At 65.8% G+C, this 17,611-nt stretch carries 16 protein-coding genes; 6 read left to right on the plus strand and 10 right to left on the minus strand.

Annotation, left to right across the window (positions count from 1 at the left end; all coding sequences use genetic code 11):
* Window positions 1-3: 3 nt before the first annotated feature.
* Both ACFX5Q_RS13455 and tsaD read right to left on the minus strand, forming a co-directional pair.
* Complete coding sequence (locus ACFX5Q_RS13455) at window positions 4-1,029, minus strand: NAD(P)H-dependent glycerol-3-phosphate dehydrogenase (RefSeq protein ID WP_404278519.1); 1,026 nt, start codon at window positions 1,027-1,029, stop codon at window positions 4-6.
* Window positions 1,026-2,111, minus strand: coding sequence for a tRNA (adenosine(37)-N6)-threonylcarbamoyltransferase complex transferase subunit TsaD (tsaD, locus tag ACFX5Q_RS13460; protein ID WP_404278770.1), 1,086 nt, complete (start codon window positions 2,109-2,111; stop codon window positions 1,026-1,028). The genes ACFX5Q_RS13455 and tsaD overlap by 4 nt, the downstream gene beginning before the upstream one ends.
* A gap of 102 nt (window positions 2,112-2,213) precedes the next feature.
* Here tsaD and hemC point away from each other — a divergent pair, with 102 nt between their 5' ends.
* The 6 genes from hemC (at window position 2,214) to ACFX5Q_RS13490 (ending at window position 8,302) form a co-directional block, all read left to right on the plus strand.
* Entirely contained in the window at window positions 2,214-3,140 is a 927-nt protein-coding gene (hemC, locus tag ACFX5Q_RS13465) for a hydroxymethylbilane synthase (protein WP_404278521.1), read from the plus strand.
* A gap of 1 nt (window position 3,141) precedes the next feature.
* Window positions 3,142-3,858, plus strand: a complete 717-nt coding sequence (locus ACFX5Q_RS13470) for a uroporphyrinogen-III synthase (protein ID WP_404278523.1) — start codon at window positions 3,142-3,144, stop codon at window positions 3,856-3,858.
* A gap of 105 nt (window positions 3,859-3,963) precedes the next feature.
* Window positions 3,964-5,442, plus strand: a complete 1,479-nt coding sequence (locus tag ACFX5Q_RS13475; protein ID WP_404278525.1) for a COG4223 family protein — start codon at window positions 3,964-3,966, stop codon at window positions 5,440-5,442.
* A 10-nt stretch (window positions 5,443-5,452) separates the two neighbouring features.
* Complete coding sequence (locus tag ACFX5Q_RS13480) at window positions 5,453-7,066, plus strand: heme biosynthesis protein HemY (protein WP_404278527.1); 1,614 nt, start codon at window positions 5,453-5,455, stop codon at window positions 7,064-7,066.
* A 25-nt stretch (window positions 7,067-7,091) separates the two neighbouring features.
* Window positions 7,092-7,571, plus strand: coding sequence for a TerB family tellurite resistance protein (locus ACFX5Q_RS13485; RefSeq protein ID WP_404278529.1), 480 nt, complete (start codon window positions 7,092-7,094; stop codon window positions 7,569-7,571).
* Between the two features lie 14 nt (window positions 7,572-7,585).
* Window positions 7,586-8,302 carry a glutamine amidotransferase gene (locus ACFX5Q_RS13490; RefSeq protein WP_404278530.1) on the plus strand — a complete coding sequence of 239 codons (717 nt, stop codon included), beginning with the start codon at window positions 7,586-7,588 and terminating at the stop codon, window positions 8,300-8,302.
* 3 nt (window positions 8,303-8,305) lie between these two features.
* Here the strand turns inward: ACFX5Q_RS13490 and ACFX5Q_RS13495 are convergent, their stop codons facing one another.
* The 8 genes from ACFX5Q_RS13495 to ACFX5Q_RS13530 form a co-directional block, all read right to left on the minus strand.
* Window positions 8,306-9,544, minus strand: coding sequence for an MFS transporter (locus ACFX5Q_RS13495; RefSeq protein ID WP_404278532.1), 1,239 nt, complete (start codon window positions 9,542-9,544; stop codon window positions 8,306-8,308).
* A 158-nt stretch (window positions 9,545-9,702) separates the two neighbouring features.
* Window positions 9,703-10,803 carry an aminotransferase class I/II-fold pyridoxal phosphate-dependent enzyme gene (locus ACFX5Q_RS13500; protein WP_404278534.1) on the minus strand — a complete coding sequence of 367 codons (1,101 nt, stop codon included), beginning with the start codon at window positions 10,801-10,803 and terminating at the stop codon, window positions 9,703-9,705.
* Window positions 10,804-10,874: 71 nt separating this feature from the next.
* A complete protein-coding gene (locus tag ACFX5Q_RS13505; protein WP_404278536.1) occupies window positions 10,875-11,369 on the minus strand; it encodes a hypothetical protein in 495 nt (164 codons plus the stop codon).
* Window positions 11,370-11,446: 77 nt separating this feature from the next.
* Window positions 11,447-11,911, minus strand: coding sequence for a MucR family transcriptional regulator (locus ACFX5Q_RS13510; RefSeq protein WP_404278539.1), 465 nt, complete (start codon window positions 11,909-11,911; stop codon window positions 11,447-11,449).
* 116 nt (window positions 11,912-12,027) lie between these two features.
* Window positions 12,028-12,732 carry an ROK family protein gene (locus tag ACFX5Q_RS13515; protein ID WP_404278541.1) on the minus strand — a complete coding sequence of 235 codons (705 nt, stop codon included), beginning with the start codon at window positions 12,730-12,732 and terminating at the stop codon, window positions 12,028-12,030.
* Between the two features lie 18 nt (window positions 12,733-12,750).
* Window positions 12,751-14,127 carry a glucose-6-phosphate dehydrogenase gene (gene zwf, locus ACFX5Q_RS13520; protein ID WP_404278543.1) on the minus strand — a complete coding sequence of 459 codons (1,377 nt, stop codon included), beginning with the start codon at window positions 14,125-14,127 and terminating at the stop codon, window positions 12,751-12,753.
* Window positions 14,128-14,138: 11 nt separating this feature from the next.
* Entirely contained in the window at window positions 14,139-15,152 is a 1,014-nt protein-coding gene (gene gnd, locus ACFX5Q_RS13525) for a phosphogluconate dehydrogenase (NAD(+)-dependent, decarboxylating) (RefSeq protein ID WP_404278545.1), read from the minus strand.
* 33 nt (window positions 15,153-15,185) lie between these two features.
* Window positions 15,186-17,588: a glucan 1,4-alpha-glucosidase gene (locus ACFX5Q_RS13530; protein WP_404278547.1), complete on the minus strand. Its 2,403-nt coding sequence runs from the start codon at window positions 17,586-17,588 to the stop codon at window positions 15,186-15,188.
* Window positions 17,589-17,611: the final 23 nt, after the last annotated feature.

Consider the following 17,611-nt stretch of genomic DNA (forward strand, 5'->3'; position numbering starts at 1 on the left):
GACTTACATGTCGGTTTCGGTCTTCAGCGGCCGCGTCATCAGCGCCGACACAGCCTGTCGGACTGTAACCGTGCCGTCCAGTATGGCAGCGATGGCGGTGATGATCGGCGCATCGATGCCGCGCTCCGCGGCGATGCGGGCGGCTATTGCCGCTGTCGGCACGCCTTCGGCCAGTGGCAAACCGGCAAGCGGCTTGCCTTGACCCAGCGCCAGCCCATAGGCGAAGTTGCGCGACTGCGCCGATGAGCAGGTCAGCAAGAGGTCGCCGAGGCCCGAAAGCCCCATCAGCGTCTCCGGCTTGGCGCCGAAGGCCGCACCGATGCGGCGCAGTTCGACGAAGCCGCGCGTCACCATGGCAGCTTGGGCGCTGGCGCCGAGGCTGGCACCGGTGACCGCGCCGGCGGCAATGGCAAAGACATTCTTCAGCGCGCCGCCGATCTCGACGCCGACGAGGTCGTCGCTCGAGTAGCAGCGCAGGTTCTCGGCCGAAAAGCGGGCGGCAAGGTCGGCGGCCAGATCAGCGTCGCGGGCCGCGACCACCACAGCCGTCGGCAGTCCACGCGCGACGTCAGTGGCAAAACTCGGGCCGGACAGAGCGGCAACCGGATTCTTGGGAAGGATGTTCTCGACGATCGCGGACAGCAGCGCACCGGTGTCGCGTTCGATGCCCTTGGCGCAGAGAACCAGCGGCACGTCCTTCGGCACATGGTTCTTTGCGGCGGCCAGCATGGTGCGCAGAGCCTGCGCCGGGGTCACGGCCAGCACGCAGTCGGTGCCGTCGAGCGCGGCCCTGATGTCACTGGTCGCCACGATGCCGGGCTCGATCGCAATACCCGGCAGATAGCGCGGATTTTCGCCGCGGTCGATCGCGGCGACGGTCTCGGGGTCGCGCGCATAGAGGCGGACGAAATGGCCGGCGCGCAGCATTGCCAGCGCCAGCGCGGTACCCCAGGCACCGCCGCCGAGCACGGCAACGCGCCAGCCGCTTGGCGCCATATCCTCGCCGCCGATCATGCCCCCCTCGATCATGCCTTTGCCCCGCGCCGGCCCGAGCCGACCATCGGCGCCGAGATGCTGTCCAGCGGCCAGCGCGAGCGCGGCACGAAATCGGCGGCGTTTTCCTCAGCCATACCGGCGCGCAGCCGTTCGAGGCCGGCCCAGGCGATCATTGCCGCATTGTCCGTGCAGAGCTTCAGCGGCGGCGCGACAAATCGAAAGCCGGCCTCTGCGCACAGTTTCTCCAGCGTCGCCTTGATCGTGACGTTGGCGGCAACGCCGCCGGCAACGACCAGCGCCGGGTCCGCCTTGCCCGGGAATTCCTGGCGGAACCGGTTCAGCGCCCGCCCGACACGATCGCCCAGTGCGTCCGCCACTGCCGCCTGGAAGGAGGCGCAGATGTCGGCGACATCCTCATCGCTCAACGGGGCGATGGCCGTCGCCGCCTGGCGCACGGCGGTCTTGAGGCCGGAGAAGGAAAAGTCAGGCTGCGCCGAGCCTTTCATCGGACGCGGAAAGGCAAAGCGTGCGGCATTGCCTGACGCCGCCGCCTTCTCGACATTGGGGCCGCCGGGATAGGGCAGGCCGAGCATCTTTGCCGTCTTGTCGAAGGCTTCGCCCAGCGCATCGTCGATCGTCGTCGCCCAGCGCTGGTAGTCACCGACGCGGCGCACGGCGACGATCTGGGTATGACCGCCGGAAACCAGCAGCAGCAGATAAGGGAAGTCGAGCCCGTCGGTCAGCCGTGCCGTCAGAGCATGGCCCTCGAGATGGTTGATGGCAATCAGCGGCTTGTTCGCGGCGGCGGCAATCGCCTTGGCGGTCATCAAACCGACGATCAGCCCGCCGACGAGGCCGGGGCCGGCGGTGGCAGCGATCGCATCGATATCGCCGAGCGCCATGCCCGAATCGGCAAGGGCGGCCTCGATGATGCCGTCCAGCGCCTCGACATGGGCACGCGCGGCGATCTCCGGCACGACGCCGCCGAAGGCGGCATGCTCCTCGATCTGGCTGAGCACGATGTTGGACAGGATTTCGGGCGCGGACGTGCCGTCGAGCGCCACCACGCTGGCGGCGGTCTCGTCGCAACTCGTCTCAATGCCTAGAACGCGGATCAATTCGTCACGGTCCTCGAAGATTGTATCGCCAGGCGTTCCCCGTTAGGAGAAAACCCGGCAAGACCTCGCTTGCCCGGGGGTTATCACGGACCGCGCGCCATGCAAACAACCTTGAAAATCGGAACACGCGGCAGCCCGCTGGCGCTGGCCCAGGCGCATGAAACGCGGGCGCGGCTGATGGCGGCGCACGGCCTGCCGGAGGCAGCGTTCGAGGTGGTCGTCATCTCGACCAGCGGCGACCGCATCCAGGACCGGCCGCTGTCGGAAGCCGGCGGCAAGGGGTTGTTCACCAAGGAGATCGAGGAAGCGCTTTTGGCACGCCGCATCGACATCGCCGTGCATTCGTCGAAGGACATGCCGACGCTGTTGCCGGACGGGCTGGAGCTGTCCGCTTTCCTGCCGCGCGAGGACGCGCGCGACGCTTTCATTGGCAAGGCGGCGAGGAGGATTGCCGATCTGCCGCAAGGCGCGAAGGTCGGCTCGTCCTCGCTCCGGCGCCAGGCGCTGATCCGGCGCATGCGCCCGGATCTCGACGTGGTGATGTTCCGCGGCAATGTGCAGACGCGGCTTCGCAAGCTGGACGAGGGCGTCGCCGACGGCACCATTCTGGCCTATGCCGGGCTGAAACGGCTCGGGCTCGAACACGTCGTCACCGATTTGATGCCGCTGGACATCTTCCCGCCGGCGCCAGGGCAAGGCGCGATCTGCATCGAAAGTCGCATCGACGACCGTGACGTGGAAAAGATGCTGATGGCCATCCATGATGTACCGACCGGACAGGCGCTGGCCTGCGAGCGCGCTTTTCTCGCGGCGCTCGACGGCTCCTGCCGCACGCCGATCGCCGGCCACGCGACGATATCAGGCGAAACGCTCTCCTTCGTCGGACTGATCATCTCGCCTGACGGCACCGCCTCGCATGAGGTCAGGCTGGACGGTCCGGCACAGGACGCCGCCCGGATCGGCGCGGACGCCGCCAGGACGGTGCGGGCCAGGGCCGGCGAAACATTCTTCGACGGCTGGGCCTGACATGGTCCGCGTCCTGGTGACGAGGCCGGAACCCGGCGCCTCGCGCACGATGCGGCGGCTGCAGGACATGGGTTTTCAGCCGATCCTGCTGCCATTGACCGAGACCGTGCCGCTGCCGGTCGCCGCCGGCGCCGCCGCAATGGATGCAGCGGCCGTCGCGGTCACCAGCGCCAACGCGGTGCGTCATGCGCCGAAAGAACTGATCGCGGCGCTCGCCGGCCTGCCCTGTCATGCCGTCGGCAACAGGACGGCGCATGCGGCGCGCAAGGCAGGTTTCCTGTCGGTCGGCGAAGGTCCGGGCGATGCCACCGCGCTGGCCGACGCGATCGTTGCCGGCTATTCGGCAGGGACGATCGTCTATCTCGCCGGACGCGTGCGCTTTCCGGCCTTCAAGGAGCGGCTCATGGCAGCCGGCGTCAGGGTCCGCGCCATCGAGACCTACGACACGCTTGCGCTGGATTATTCCGACGCGGACCTGCTTGCGCGCCTGTCCAGCCGGCCGGTCGAAGCCGTTCTGCTCTATTCTGCCAAGGCGGCAGCGGCGACGGAGACCCTGATCCGGCGGCCCGCTTTGCGTGATCTTTTTGAAAAGACCACATTTTTCGCTCTGTCGGGACGTATTGCCGCAGCCTTCGAAAGCATCGCCGGGTCAAGGATCGAGATCGCGCCGGAACCGCAGGAGGAGGCGCTGCTGGAGCTGTTGCGAGCTTGGCGCTGAACCCGCGTCATCACACCGCCCCTTTTCACCGCTTGGTGATGTGCTAGAGCATCCTTAACTCGACACCCTTTGAACCATCCCAAGCCTATTTTGCGGAGCCCAAGCATGGTCAAGACGCCGAAGATGCGACATTCGAAAAGCCGCCGCGAGCCGGTGACGATCGAGCTCGAGCCCGGCTCCGTGTCGCGTATCGTCGACGAGGACGCGGCAAAGGCCGGGGCCGAGGCGAAAGCGGAGGATGCCGTCGACGCGTCGCAGCCGGAGGCTCCGCCGGAGACACCGGAAGAGCCCGTCCATGCCGACCAGACCGACCTCGAGCCGTGGGAACACACCGACGCCGCGCCGCAGGCCGGTACGGACCAGAAGGCGGACGCTTCCATGAAGGGGTCCCACGAACCGGAAGTCACCTATCCCGGAACCGAGAAGGCGGCATCGGAACAGCCAAAAGCCACCGACTATAATTTCGAGGACGCCTCCGCCAAGCCGGCGGAAGAGAAGCCGAGGACGAGCCAGGTCCGGAACGACACCGTGGCGCCGCCGAAGCGCAGCGGCATCAACGGCATTGCCGCCGGCATCATCGGCGGCGTCATTGCGCTGGCCGGTGCCGGCGGGCTGCAGTTCGCCGGCCTGCTCGGCGCGCCCGGGCCGGGCGCCGGCGGCGTGTCGCTCGATGGCGTCAATGGCGAGATCGCCGCGCTGAAGAGCGAGATTGCCGGCTTGAAGGAAGCGGGCGGCAACGGCGACGCCTCAGCCAAGGTCGATGGCCTGTCGACGGCCCTGGATCAGGTCAAGACCGATGTCGCGGCGCTGAAATCGGCGGTCGAGCAAGGTGGCGCCGGCGACAATGCCGGGCTTGCCGCGCTTGGCGACAAGGTCAAGCAGGTCGAGACGGCGGTTGCCGACCTTCAAAAGGCCGGCGGTGCCGCAGCGGTCGATCTCGGCCCGCTCAATGAAAAGCTCGCCGGGCTCGACGCACTGGTGAAATCGGCCGGCGAGGCAGCGACGGCGCAGGAAGGCCGGCTCACCGCGCTGGAACAGTCGGTATCGCAGCTTTCCGGCAAGGTCGAGGCCCAGGCCTCGCAGCCGAAGATCGCTTTGGCCATCGCCGCCTCGGCGCTGAAGGCGGCACTCGACCGTGGCGCGCCCTTCGCCGCCGAACTCGAAACCTTCGCGGCGATTTCGCCCGACGCGCCGGAGATCGCGACGCTGCGCGCCTATGCCGAGAAGGGGGTTTCGACCCGAACCGAGATCACGGCCGAGGCCGACGCCGCGGCCAGCGCCATGGTTGCCGCCGCCACGCCCGTCGACCAGAACGCAAGCTTCCTGCAGAACCTGATGACGAGCGCCGAATCGCTGGTCAAGGTCAGGCCGATCGGCGCTGTCGAAGGCGCAGGCGCCCCCGAGACGGTGGCGCGCATGGAGGTCGCGGTCAACCAGGGCGACTATGCCAAGGCGCTCGCCGAATACGAGACCTTGCCCGAAGCGGTGAAAACGGCCGGTGCCGCGTTTGCCGGCAAACTGAAGGCCCGCCTCGAGGTCGAGAAGCAGATCGATTCATTGATTGCCGGTGCGATGAAGGCGTGAGGAAAATCCGATGATCCGCATCCTGTTTTTCCTCGCCGTGGTCTTCGCGCTCGGCCTCGGCTTCGCCTGGCTGGCCGATCGGCCCGGGGAGATGGTCATCACCTTCAACGGCTACCAGTATCAGGTGACGCTGATGGTCGCGGCGGTGGCGGTGGTTGCCGTGGTCGCCGCGGTGATGATCTTCTGGTGGCTGATCAAGTCGCTGTGGAACAGCCCCTACACCATCTCGCGCTATTTCCGCGTGCGCCGCCGCGACCGCGGCTACCAGGCGCTGTCGACCGGTATGATCGCCGCCGGCGCCGGCGATGGCGCGCTGGCCCGCAAGAAGACCAAGGAAGCGGCCAAGCTGATCCGCTCCGACCAGGAGCCGCTTATCCATCTCCTGGAAGCGCAGGCCTCGCTGCTCGAAGGCGACCATGAAGGCGCGCGCGAGAAATTCGAAAGCATGCTCGACGATCCGGAAATGCGGCTGCTCGGCCTGCGCGGGCTCTATCTCGAGGCCGAGCGCCTCGGCGACCGCAACGCCGCCAGGCACTATGCCGGCCGCGCCGCGGCAGTGGCGCCGCAACTCGCCTGGGCCGCCGAATCGACGCTGGAAGAATTGACCGGGCGCGGCGACTGGGACGGCGCGCTGAAGCTGGTCGAGGCGCAGAAATCGACGCGGCAGATCGAGCGTGATGCCGCCAACCGGCGCCGCGCCGTGCTGCTCACCGCCAAGGCGCAGGCGCTGATCGACAGCGACCCCAATGCCGCCAGGACCGCTGCGCTCGAGGCCAACAAGCTGCAGCCGGATTTCGCGCCGGCGGCGGTCGCCGCGGCAAGCCTGCTGTTCAAGCAGAGCGATGTGCGCAAGGGCTCCAAGATCCTCGAAACGGCCTGGCGTGCCGAGCCGCATCCGGAGATCGCCGAGCTCTACACCCATGCCAGGCCGGGCGACGCGGTGCTCGACCGGCTGAACCGGGCAAAGAAGCTGCAGGAGATGAAGAAGAACCATACCGAATCCTCGCTGACGGTGGCGCGCGCCGCGCTCGACGCGCAGGATTTTGCCACGGCGCGGCGCGAGGCCGAGGCCGCGATCCGCATGGATCGACGCGAGGGTGCCTATTTGCTGCTCGCCGACATCGAGGAAGCCGAGACCGGTGACCAGGGCAAGGTGCGGCAATTGCTGTCCAAGGCGGTCAGGGCACTGCGCGATCCGGCCTGGGTCGCCGACGGCGTCATCTCGGAACGCTGGGCGCCGGTGTCGCCGGTCACCGGCAAACTTGACGCCTTCGAATGGCGCGCGCCGATGGAACGGCTCGGCCAGCTGATCGACAGCCACGAGGATTTGCCGGAGGCTGTCGTGCCGGCCATTTCTGCGCCGGTCGTATCGGTCAAGGAAAAGCCTGCCGACGTGATCGATCATCCGGCCGTCTCCGCCGGCAAGACGGCAGCCGCGGCCGGGGCCGTGGCGGAAAATGATGAGGACCGGGTTACGCCGGTCACCGCCGCCGCCTTTGCCGCTGTGCCGGCCGATTCCGAGGCGGTCGAACCGGCGGAGGAGCTGGCCAGGCTGCCCGACGATCCCGGCGTCGACCCCGACGAGGAAGCGGAAAAGTCGCCGCGCCGGTTTCGATTGTTTTGAGGCTCGGCCGATTGGGAATGAAGTGATGTTCGAACGCGTCTTGTCGTTTCTTAAGGATTTGCCGGGCGGTACCGGAGCCCGCGCCAACGCGGATGATCCGCGCATTGCCGCGTCGGCGCTGCTCTACCATGTCATGAGTGCCGATGGCGTGCGCCAGGACATCGAGTGGGAGCGGTTCAAGCAGGTGTTGGCGCAAAGCTATTCGATCAGCGGCGAAGAACTCGACGCACTGGCCGCCGCCGGCGAGCACGCCGACAATGAGGCGATCGATCTCTATGCCTTCACCAGCGTGCTGAAGCGCCATCTCGACGCCGAGGCGCGCAAGGCCTTCATCGGCCTGATGTGGGAGATCGTCTATGCCGACGGCGAGTTGCACGAGCTGGAGGACAACACGGTCTGGCGCGTCGCCGAACTGATCGGCGTCGAACGCCGCGACCGGGTCGAGGCGCGCCGCAAGGCGGCCGCGCAAGCGCCGGGCGCCAGCGGAACCTCAAGCGACGAATAGGGTCCTGCCCGCCGATGCCGCCCAAGCAGAGTTCGAAGCCAAGAATCCTGATCGTGCTGCATCAGGAGAATTCGAGCCCCGGACGCGTCGGCCATATGCTGCTGGAAGAGGGGTTCGATCTCGACATCCGCCGGCCGCCGCTCGGCGATGAATTGCCCGGTACGCTGGACGGCCATGCCGGGGCCGTGGTGTTCGGCGGGCCGATGAGTGCCAATGACGAGGACGAGTTCGTCCGCCGCGAGACCAACTGGCTCAACGTTCCGCTGAAGGAGAACCGGCCTTTGCTCGGCATCTGCCTCGGCGCGCAGATGCTGGTCAACCATCTCGGCGGCAAGGTCGAGGGTCATGGCGAGGGATTGGTCGAGATCGGCTGGTATCCGCTGAAAGCCACCGAAGCCGGCAAGAAGCTGATGCACTGGCCGGAGATGGTCTACCAGTTTCACCGCGAGGGGTTTTCCCTGCCCAGGGATGCGACGCTGCTGGCGACCTCAGAGACCTACCCCAACCAGGCCTTCCGCTATGGCGACAATGCCTGGGGCATCCAGTTCCATGGCGAATTGACCCGGGTGATGATGCAGCGCTGGGTGGTGCGCGGCGCGCACCGTTTCGAGTTGCCTGGCGCCCAGCCCGGCCGCGACCATCTCGGCGGCCGGCTGATCTGGGACATGCACCTGAAGCGCTGGCTCGGCGAATTTTTGGAACTGATTTTCGGCAGGCCGGCTGTTCGGTAGATTTCAGTTCCGTCCGTTCAGGTGGCGGACCTTCCGTAGCGCCGGAAACAGATAGGCCCACAACCCGGCGACGGCCACTGCGCCGACGCCGCCGATCACCACCGCAGGCACAGTGCCGATCAGCGCCGCCATGGTGCCGGCGCGGAACTCGCCGACCTCGTTGGAGGCGCCGACGAACACCTGGTTGACGGCGTTGACGCGACCGCGCACCTCGTCCGGTGTCCATAGTTGGATCAGCGTCTCCCTGATGTAGACGCTGAACATGTCGGTGGCGCCGAGGAAGGCAAGCGCTGCGATCGACAACCACGTGATGGTCGAAAGCCCGAACAGCACCGTGAAGGCGCCGAACAAAGCGACGAAGCCTAGCATGATCTTGCCGGCGTTATCGCGAAGCGGGTGCCCGGCGAGCCAGACGGCGACGCAGATGGCGCCGATGCCTGGAGCCGAGCGCAGCAGGCCGAGACCCCAGGGGCCGAGTTCCAGAATGTCGCGCGCATAGACCGGCAACAGCGCCGACGCCCCGGACAGAAGCACGGCGAACAGATCGAGCGAGATGGCGCCGAGCACGATCTTCTCGCTCCAGATGTAGCGGAAGCCGGCAAAGAGGGTCTCCATCGTCGGCTTGTCGGTGGCGCTCTGTTGGGCCGGCTTCGGAATGGTGAAGATCAGCAGGGCGGCCACCGCCATCAGGATGGCGGCGGTGGCGTAGGCAATCTCCGCCGAGAGGCCATAGAGCAGGCCGCCGGCGACCGGGCCGACGATGGTCGCCGTCTGCCAGGCGGACGAGTTCCAGGCAATCGCATTGCCGAAATCCTCCGGCGGCACAAGATTGGCGAACAGCGAGGACGAAGCCGGTCCGAAAAAGGCGCGCGCGACGCCGAACAGAGCGAGCACGGCGAAGATCGGCAGCGGACTGACGAGACCGCGCAACGTCAAGGCCAGGAGAACGAGTGCACAGCCTGCCTCGATCAGCGTCGACAGTGCCATGATCAGACGGCGGCCGAAGCGATCGGCGACGACGCCGGTGACCAGCACCAGGAGCAGCGACGGCAGGAACTGGACGATGCCGACAATGCCAAGATCGAAGGGATCGCGCGTCAGGTCGTAGATCTGCCAGCCGACCGCGACGGAGACGATCATGGTCGCGAATGTGCCGAGGAAGCGCGCCGTCCAGTAGCTCAGGAAGGCTTTGTGCCGGAAGGCCGCATAGCGCTGGTCCGGCGATATCTGTTCTGCAGTCATGAGTTAGGGCCCCGTTGCGAAGACATCGGCCGGCGGGGCACTTCCACGGTGGGCGCTGTTCCGGCCAAGGAACTTTTAGCAAAGTTCGCTGCGGCATGTGCGCCAGAATTAGCGCTGGATCAAGGGATTTCCGGTCTGTCCGCCAGATGGGGCCAGGATCACACCCTCAGCGCGGCGGAGACGGCGTCGAGGCCGCCGCGCAAGTCGGCCTCCTTCGGCCAGCCGAAGCCGACACGGAAGAAGCGCTTCGGCATGTCGAACCAGTGGCCGGGGCCGACATAGGCGCCGTGGCGCTCCAGCAGATCGCTGTAGAACCGGTCGAGATCGAATTCGGGGCCGACATTCAGTCTGGGAAAGCCGACAACGCCGCCCTCGGGCCGCACCCAGTCGACCAGCGGTTCGCGGTCGATCCATGCCTGGACGATGTCGCGGCGCCTGGCCATGTCCGGCAGCAGTGCCGCCAGGAAGACGTCGCGGCGCTCAAGCATGCCGCGCGCGATGCCTTCGTCGATGACGCTGCCGCAAATGCCGATCTGCTCCTTGGCGGCCAGGAACGTCTCCTGCAGCCCCGCGTCGCGTGTGACCAGCCAGCCGATGCGGATGCCCGGAATGCCGAAGGCCTTGGACAGCGACGAGACGCTGATCGCCCTGGAGCTCAGCGATGCCGCCGAAGGCAGGCGCCGTCCATAGGAGAGGTCGCGATAGGTCTCGTCGACCAGCAGATAACATTGTCGGCTCTCGGCGAGCGCCACCAGCGCGTCGAGTTCGGTTTGGCTCATCATCGTGCCGGTCGGGTTGTGCGGGCAGGTGACGCTGATCAGACGAGTGTTAGGTCGGATCGCCGCGGCCACGCGGGCGACGTCGATGGCGAAGCCTTCATCGAAATCGAGATCGACATAGGAGATGGCGCAGCCGATTGCCTTCGGCGTCTCGATGTTGGTGGCGTAGTTGGGCCTGACGACGACGAGATGGTCGCGCTCGGACAGCAGCGAGGTCGAGATGATGAACAGCGCGCCGGCGGCACCCGCGGTGACCAGCACGTCGTCCGGCGAAATCCCCTCATCCTGCGCCGCGATCAGCGCCCGCAATTCCTTGTCGCCGCGATGCTCGCCATAGAACAGCGTCAGGTCGGGCAGCGACAGGCCGATGTCGGAGAGCTTCTGGTCGGCGATCGAGCTTTCGGAAAGATTGTAGCGGATACGATCGTAGCCGTATTCCTCCGGCGCCTCTTTCTCGATCACCATCCTGGCATAGTTCATGGCCGCTCCCCCGAGAAAATACGTGGCCGCTCCATCTCAGCCACAGAGGCTGGCTGTCAACGGCCTGACCTTCAAACAATAAGTTCGGGATAGGACTTTCGAAATGCCTTCAGCCAACCAGCCGCTCTTCCGTAGCCCGCGACTATATCATTTTGGTCTCGAACTATCAGGAATTCGAGATCGTCCGTAAAGCAGAGGTGATCTATGCCGCCACGGTGAGCGTGCGCCAAGGACAGACCTATGGGATTGTCGAGTTTAAACAGAGTATCCGGGCGAGATATCTGACCGTGCAGTTCGGTCATCACGTAGAAAGGACTGCCAATCGCATCTTTCTGCGTTGCGTAGAACAATACGAAGAATGGATGCCCCTTGGTTCGATATGCTTCTACCTCAACCCCATCAATGTCCCTACAAGTGACCGGTGAGAGTTCAAATGCTCTCCCATATTTTTCGATCAGCCTATTATATCTTAGCTCAAACTCTGACCCACGCAGGATGTCATACCGCGACCCAAATCTCTTAAGCCCATCGGCAAAATACTCGTCGGTCTTGTTTCTGAACTGCATGGCCTGTCAGAATCGCTCCCCAAGGATCTTTCCCCGGAGGGAAGCTATCTGACAGACCATTGGCGCAGGGCCACGCCTCAAGCCGCGGCTTTGGCTTTCCTGCCCTTTGTCTTGACCGGTTCCGGCGCGGCGGCCTTGCGGCCAAGGCCGATCGACTTCGCCAGCGCGGAGCGCGAGGCCGCATAGTTGGGGGCGACCATCGGATAGTCGGACGGCAGGCCCCATTTGGTGCGATAGGCCTCCGGGCTCAGGCCGAAATGAACGCCGAGATGGCGCTTCAGCGATTTGAACTTCTTGCCGTCCTCGAGGCAGATGATGTAGTCCGGCGTCACCGACCGTCTGGGATTGACCGCGGGTACCAGCGGCGCTGCCTCGGGAACGGCCGACTGGCCGAGGCCGCTGATCGAGGCGCTGACGCTGGCGATGAGGTCGCTGAGGCCGGAAGCGGGCAAGCGGTTCTTCTCGACGTAGGCGGACACGATGTGGGCGGTGAGCTCGAGCAGATCGATGTCTTTGCGAGCGTTATTGCTGTCGTCGGCCAATTTATCTCTCCGTCGGTGGGGGGTGGTGGCACTCCTAGTCGGCAAATCTGCCCGGCGCAATGACTTCGTGCCACATCACACGTAATTTTGAACAACTATACTGAATCGTAATACTATCAGACGATCAGCGCCTTGTCGCGCCACAGTCGAAATCCGCCTTCGAAGGCTCGCGTATTGTCGCCGCGCCGCGAATCAGCAGGCAATTCGTCGAGCTTGTCGACATTGCCGCCGCCGATGACCACGTAGTCGGGCTGCATGGCGGCGCGAAGCCGGTCGACAACATCGAAGACGTATTTGCGCCATTTCCTCTTGCCGCGCTTTTCCAGGCCGCGCTCGCCGACATAATCCTCGAAGCTGCCGCCCTTCTTGTAGGGAAGGTGCGCCAGCTCCATCGGTTGGGCGACATTGTCGACGATCATCGCCGCACCCAGGCCGGTTCCCAGGCCAAGGAAAAGCATGCGGCCGCCCTCGTAACTGCCGATGGCCTGCATCAGCGCGTCGTTGACGACTTTCACCGGCTTGCCGAAGGCGGCGGCGAAATCGTAGCCGGCCCAGCCCTTGCCAAGATTCGCGGGATCGATCATCGGCCGGTTGTGGGTCACCGGGCCGGGATAGCCCATCGCGACGACGTCATAGGGCAGGCCCTCGGCCAGCGTCTTCACTGCCGCGATCATCTGCTGCGGCGTAAGTCCAGGTCCGGAATCGGCGCGGCGCTCCTTGCCGCCGGCGCTGGTCAGGATCTTGACGTGCGAGCCGCCGATGTCGATCGACAGCACGATCTGTTCGCCGTTTGCCACGGCCGGCTTGGTCGTTTTGGCCATCGCCTTGCCTCCCGGAAATTACTTCGACGGATTGATCCAGCCGTTTGGCGGGCCGAAGCCGTTCATGGCGTCTTCCGGTCCCCAGGTCTTCGGCTCGTAGGCATGCGGCGGCGTGGTGTCGCCTAGAACCGGACCAACGATGCGCCAGGCCAGTTCGCTGGCGTCCTGACGGGTGAATAGCTGGCCATTGCCGTTCATGGCATCGCCGATCAGCCGCTCATAGGGCGGCATGTCGTCCTTGCTGTCGTCGAGCGCGGTGAGTTCCACCTGCTCGCCGACCATGTCGTCGCCGGCCTGCTTGCGCTGGGCACCGATCGAGATCGCCACCAGCGGATCGATGCGGAAGCGAACATAGTTGGCGTCGCCGGGCTCGATCGGATCGAAGACGTCGAGCGGCGGCCGTTTCAGCCGCACGATCACCTCGGTGGCGTGCACCGGCATATTCTTGCCGGCACGGACGAAGAATGGCACGTCCTGCCAGCGCCATGTGTCGACGAAGAAGCGCACCGCGGCGAAGGTCTCGACCGGCGAGTTCGGCGCCACGCCGGGCTCGGCGAGATAGCCCGTGAACTGGCCGCGCACGACGTCGTCCTTGGTCAGCGTGCGGATCGCGCGGAGCACCTGCACCTTCTCGTCGATCAGATCGTCGGCGGAGCGGCCGACCGGCGGCTCCATGGCGAGCAGCAGCAATATGTTGAGCAGATGGTTTTCGATGACGTCGCGGATGCAGCCGACATCGTCATAGAAGCGGCCGCGCCCCTCGATGCCGAAATCCTCGGCCATGGTGATCTGCACGCTCTCGACGAAGTTGCGGTTCCAGATCGGCTCGAGGAAGGAATTGGCGAAGCGGAAATAGAGCAGGTTCTGGATCGCTTCCTTGCCGAGATAGTGGTCGATGCGGAAGATCGACTGCTCGTCGAACACCAGATGCAGCACGCGGTTCAGCCAGCGCGCCGATTGCAGATCGTGGCCGAAGGGCTTTTCCACCATCAGGCGCGCGGCATGCGCGGTGCCGGACTGTTCCAGCCCCTGGACCACGGTTTCGAACATGGTCGGCGGCACCGCCATGTAGTGCAGCGGCCGCTGCGCCGAGCCGAGTGCCGTCTTGAGCTTCTCGAAGGTCGCCCCATCGCGATAGTCGCCGCTGACATAGCGCAATTGCGAGGCGAGCTTGGCGAAGACCTCGTCGTCGACGCTGCCCAGCGCATTGACGATGCCGTCGCGGGCGCGCGCCTGCAATTTGCCGATGTCCCAGGGGTCGAAGGCGACGCCGATCACCGGCTCGGTCAGCGTCCCCTTGGCGACCATCTGGTAGAGGGCGGGGAAAATCTTCTTGTGGGCGAGGTCGCCGGTCGCTCCGAAGAGCACCAGCGTGTCGGACCGTTCCTGGCTCATCTTATCTCCCCTCAGGCGCCGGCCTTCGGCTTCTCGACATGGCCGCCGAAGGCATAGCGCATGGCGGACAGAAGCTTGTCGGAGAATTCGGACTCGCCTTGCGAGGAGAAGCGGTCGAATAGGGCCGAGGACAGGACCGGCGCCGGCACGCCGGTGTCGATCGCCGCTTTCAGCGTCCAGCGTCCTTCGCCGGAATCCGAAACCCGGCCGCCGAACTGGGTCAGTGCCGAATCGGACTTCAGCGCACCGGCGGTCAGGTCGAGCAGCCAGGAACCGATGACGCTGCCGTGGCGCCAGACCTCGGCCACCTCTGCGAGATCGATATCGAACTGGTAATATTGCGGGTTTTCCAGCGGGCTGGTCTCGGCGTCCGCCGTGCGCTGCCGCTTGCCGGCATTCGCCGACTTCAGGATGTTCATACCTTCGGCATAGGCGGCCATGACGCCGTATTCGATGCCGTTATGGACCATCTTGACGAAATGGCCTGCGCCGCTCGGCCCGCAATGCAGGTAGCCGAAGGGGGCGGTCCCGCCGTCCTTGGCCGGGGTGGCGCCGGCATCGGCGCCGGGCGCCAGCGTGGCGAAGATCGGGTCGAGATGGCGCACCGCCTCGTCGGGGCCGCCGATCATCAGGCAGTAGCCGCGCTCCAGGCCCCAGACGCCACCGCTGGTGCCGACATCGACATAGCTGATGCCCTTGGCCGCGAGCTCGGCCGCCTGGTCGACGGCGTCGTGGTAGTAGGAATTGCCGCCGTCGATGATGATGTCGCCGGGTTCCATCAGTGCCGCCACCTGGTCGGCGATCTTGCCGGTGATCGCTGCCGGCAGCATCAGCCAGGCGCTGCGCGGCTTGGTGAGCTTGCCGACGAACTCCTCCATCGAAGCAGCACCAACGGCGCCGTCCTTGACCAGGGCGGCGACGCTCGCCGGGTTGATGTCGTAGACGACGCATTCGTGGCCGTCGCGCATGAGGCGGCGCACCATGTTGGCGCCCATCCTGCCCAGTCCCATCATTCCGATCTGCATGGTCTCGTCCTGAACGTTTGAGGAATCGAAGATCTATTCCGGCTCATCAATGCCGACGGAGAAGTCGACATTCTCCCAACGGCCGGTGTCGGGCCAGAAAAAAGTGAAGACGATGGTGTTGCCCGGCGGCATGTCGTTAACCGGCAGGTCCACCAGATGGACGCCGAAGGCGTTCTCGGCGGTCTTGCTGTCCTGGACGGTCAGCCATTTGTCGGTCGTCCAATGGACCACGCCACGTGCCGAGAGTTCCACGCGCAGCGCCTTGCCGGCGGGAATGGTGCGGATCTTGTTGTTGAAGCGCCATATCCTGAGCGGCGACGTTGTCTTGTCCTCAATGTAGCGCTTCACGCCTTGCGGCGGCATGTCGAACACCGCGCCGTCGCGCAGCGAACGCAGCAGCTTGATGTGCTCGGAATGGGCCCAGACCAGCGGCATGGCGCTGCCTGATGGTGCGCCGCGCCGCAATTCGCGCTCCGGCATGTCGGGGCCGTCCCAGACCTGTTCGGGCAGCAGGCCGCCTTCTCCGGCCGAAGCTTCGAAGGTTTCGAGCAGGTCTGCTGCCTTGCCCTTGCGCCCGGCGGCGAGTTCGTAGTGGGCGCGCTCGCCTGCCAGCAATGGCCAGGGCCGGCCCCGGCCGGTTCCGTCGAAAGGCGCGCCGTCTTCGTGCTCGCCATAGCCGTCGCCCGTATAGCGGTACCAGAGCGGCCCTTGCGGCAGGTCGCAGCGCAGCGCGGCGTCTATCACCCTCAGCGTATCGAGGATGCGCTGATCGTTCGCCGCCCTCAGGCCGAAGCGCACCAGCGCCAGTGCATCCGGACTGACGATCGCTTCGGCCGGACGGTCGGTGTCGCCGGGCGGCCGGTTCTTGATCGGGACAAAACCGTCCTTCGGCGAGGCGGCGCCTGAAGCGTCCGGTGGCGCGATGCGGACATAATAGCCTTTGACGCCGGTATCGGTGCACAGGGCCGTATCGGAAGCATAGGTCCAGCGCTCGATCTGGTCGTTCCAGCAATCGGCGGTCTCGCGCAGATAGTTTGCCGGCTCCGTTTTTCCCGAGACGTTGAACATGTCCGCCGCCGCGAGCAGCGCTGAGATCTCGACGGCAAGTGTGAACGGGCTGTAGCCGGCGTCTTCCTCCCAGCGGTCCTCGCCGGTTACAGGGCCGTTGCGCACGACATAGGACGCCGCGCTCTCGATCATCGGCATGAAGGCGGACAGCGCCGTGCCCGAGAGGTGGCCGGCGCGGCGCAGCGCGTCGGCGAGCAGCAGCGGAAAGGCGCATTCGTCCATCTGGATTCCCGGCCAGTAGGCCGAGCCGTCGAGCCAGGCGTTTTGCGGCCAATGGCCATCCGGCTGCTGGATGGAGCGGAGATAGGCGAGGATACGCAGCGCCTCACCGGCGTCGCCTGCGGCCAGAAAGCCGCCCGCCGTCTCGACCAGGTCGCGAGGCCAGACCAGATGGTAGCCGCCGAGATCGTCGTCGCCCTTGCTGAACCCCCAGGGGATCGACAGGCTGGCAACCGCCGCGCCCGGCACGGCGAACGAACGGTGCGCGGCCAGGACCGCGGTGCTGACGCGGTAAGTGTTGAGGCCGGACGCCGCATGGCGGTCCAGCGGCAGCAGGCCATCCTGCCATTGGCGCCATCTCTGGACATAAGACTTCGCCACCGGCTCGAAGCCTCGCTTCAGGCTGGCGGAAGCATTGTCGGCCGCTTCCTCCGGCGTCGCGCCGAAGCCGAGCGCCAGCAGGGCCTTGGTTGCCTTGGCGGAAAAGCCGATCTCGCCGGTCAGCGCCACGTTGCCGTCTTCGGCCCTTTGGCTGGCCGGGTCAAGGCGGCCATCCCTCCGGAGTTGCTGCCAGCCGTCGGAAATGCCGACATAGCCGGCCGAGCAGGCGCCCCAAGGCAGCGAGGAGACGAGCGCCAATGAGACGCCGCGCCCGGAGGCGAACAGGACAGGTTTGACGCCCACCCAGGCGGTATTGCCCATGCCGGCATTGACCAGGTGCGGCGCCAGCAGCGCGTAGACGCGGTAATCGGAAGCCGAGCCTTTCAGTGGCGTGAAGGCGATCTCCTGCAGCAGAGCAGGGCATTTCGGGTCCGTAACGATGCGCTTTTCGATCCGCCAGCTTCCGTCGGCGGCGGTGTTGATCAGGCTGTAGCCGGGCACGCCATCCTCGAACGGCGCGATTTCATGCCTGGCGTCGCGCTTTTCCTCGGAAAAAGTGCCGCCGGGGCCGGTGACGATCAGACCGAGGTCGCGGGTGCAGGCGCTGTCGAGGCGCGGATAGTAGATCTCGTTCAAAATGCCGTGGCTGATGGTGAACCAGACGCGGCTGGCCGCTGAAAGTGCGGTGCCGACGCCGCTCTTGGCGCTTGACGTCCAGCGCGCCGGTATCCCCGGGGCGCCCTGAGCAACAGTCGGCGTCGCTGCCATGCATTGGTCTCCTGGCCCAGACC

The sequence above is a fragment of the Mesorhizobium sp. IMUNJ 23033 genome (assembly GCF_044778005.1).
GTDB classification, from domain to species: domain Bacteria; phylum Pseudomonadota; class Alphaproteobacteria; order Rhizobiales; family Rhizobiaceae; genus Mesorhizobium; species Mesorhizobium amorphae_A.

What these genes read in the sequence shown, in the direction of transcription:
- ACFX5Q_RS13455 (WP_404278519.1), bottom strand. Translation starts at nt 1,029, where the DNA reads ATGATCGAGGGGGGCATGATCGGCGGCGAGGATATGGCGCCAAGCGGC.
- hemC (WP_404278521.1), top strand. Translation starts at nt 2,214, where the DNA reads ATGCAAACAACCTTGAAAATCGGAACACGCGGCAGCCCGCTGGCGCTG.
- ACFX5Q_RS13470 (WP_404278523.1), top strand. Translation starts at nt 3,142, where the DNA reads ATGGTCCGCGTCCTGGTGACGAGGCCGGAACCCGGCGCCTCGCGCACG.
- ACFX5Q_RS13475 (WP_404278525.1), top strand. Translation starts at nt 3,964, where the DNA reads ATGGTCAAGACGCCGAAGATGCGACATTCGAAAAGCCGCCGCGAGCCG.
- ACFX5Q_RS13480 (WP_404278527.1), top strand. Translation starts at nt 5,453, where the DNA reads ATGATCCGCATCCTGTTTTTCCTCGCCGTGGTCTTCGCGCTCGGCCTC.
- ACFX5Q_RS13485 (WP_404278529.1), top strand. Translation starts at nt 7,092, where the DNA reads ATGTTCGAACGCGTCTTGTCGTTTCTTAAGGATTTGCCGGGCGGTACC.
- ACFX5Q_RS13490 (WP_404278530.1), top strand. Translation starts at nt 7,586, where the DNA reads ATGCCGCCCAAGCAGAGTTCGAAGCCAAGAATCCTGATCGTGCTGCAT.
- ACFX5Q_RS13495 (WP_404278532.1), bottom strand. Translation starts at nt 9,544, where the DNA reads ATGACTGCAGAACAGATATCGCCGGACCAGCGCTATGCGGCCTTCCGG.
- ACFX5Q_RS13500 (WP_404278534.1), bottom strand. Translation starts at nt 10,803, where the DNA reads ATGAACTATGCCAGGATGGTGATCGAGAAAGAGGCGCCGGAGGAATAC.
- ACFX5Q_RS13505 (WP_404278536.1), bottom strand. Translation starts at nt 11,369, where the DNA reads ATGCAGTTCAGAAACAAGACCGACGAGTATTTTGCCGATGGGCTTAAG.
- ACFX5Q_RS13515 (WP_404278541.1), bottom strand. Translation starts at nt 12,732, where the DNA reads ATGGCCAAAACGACCAAGCCGGCCGTGGCAAACGGCGAACAGATCGTG.
- zwf (WP_404278543.1), bottom strand. Translation starts at nt 14,127, where the DNA reads ATGAGCCAGGAACGGTCCGACACGCTGGTGCTCTTCGGAGCGACCGGC.
- gnd (WP_404278545.1), bottom strand. Translation starts at nt 15,152, where the DNA reads ATGCAGATCGGAATGATGGGACTGGGCAGGATGGGCGCCAACATGGTG.
- ACFX5Q_RS13530 (WP_404278547.1), bottom strand. Translation starts at nt 17,588, where the DNA reads ATGGCAGCGACGCCGACTGTTGCTCAGGGCGCCCCGGGGATACCGGCG.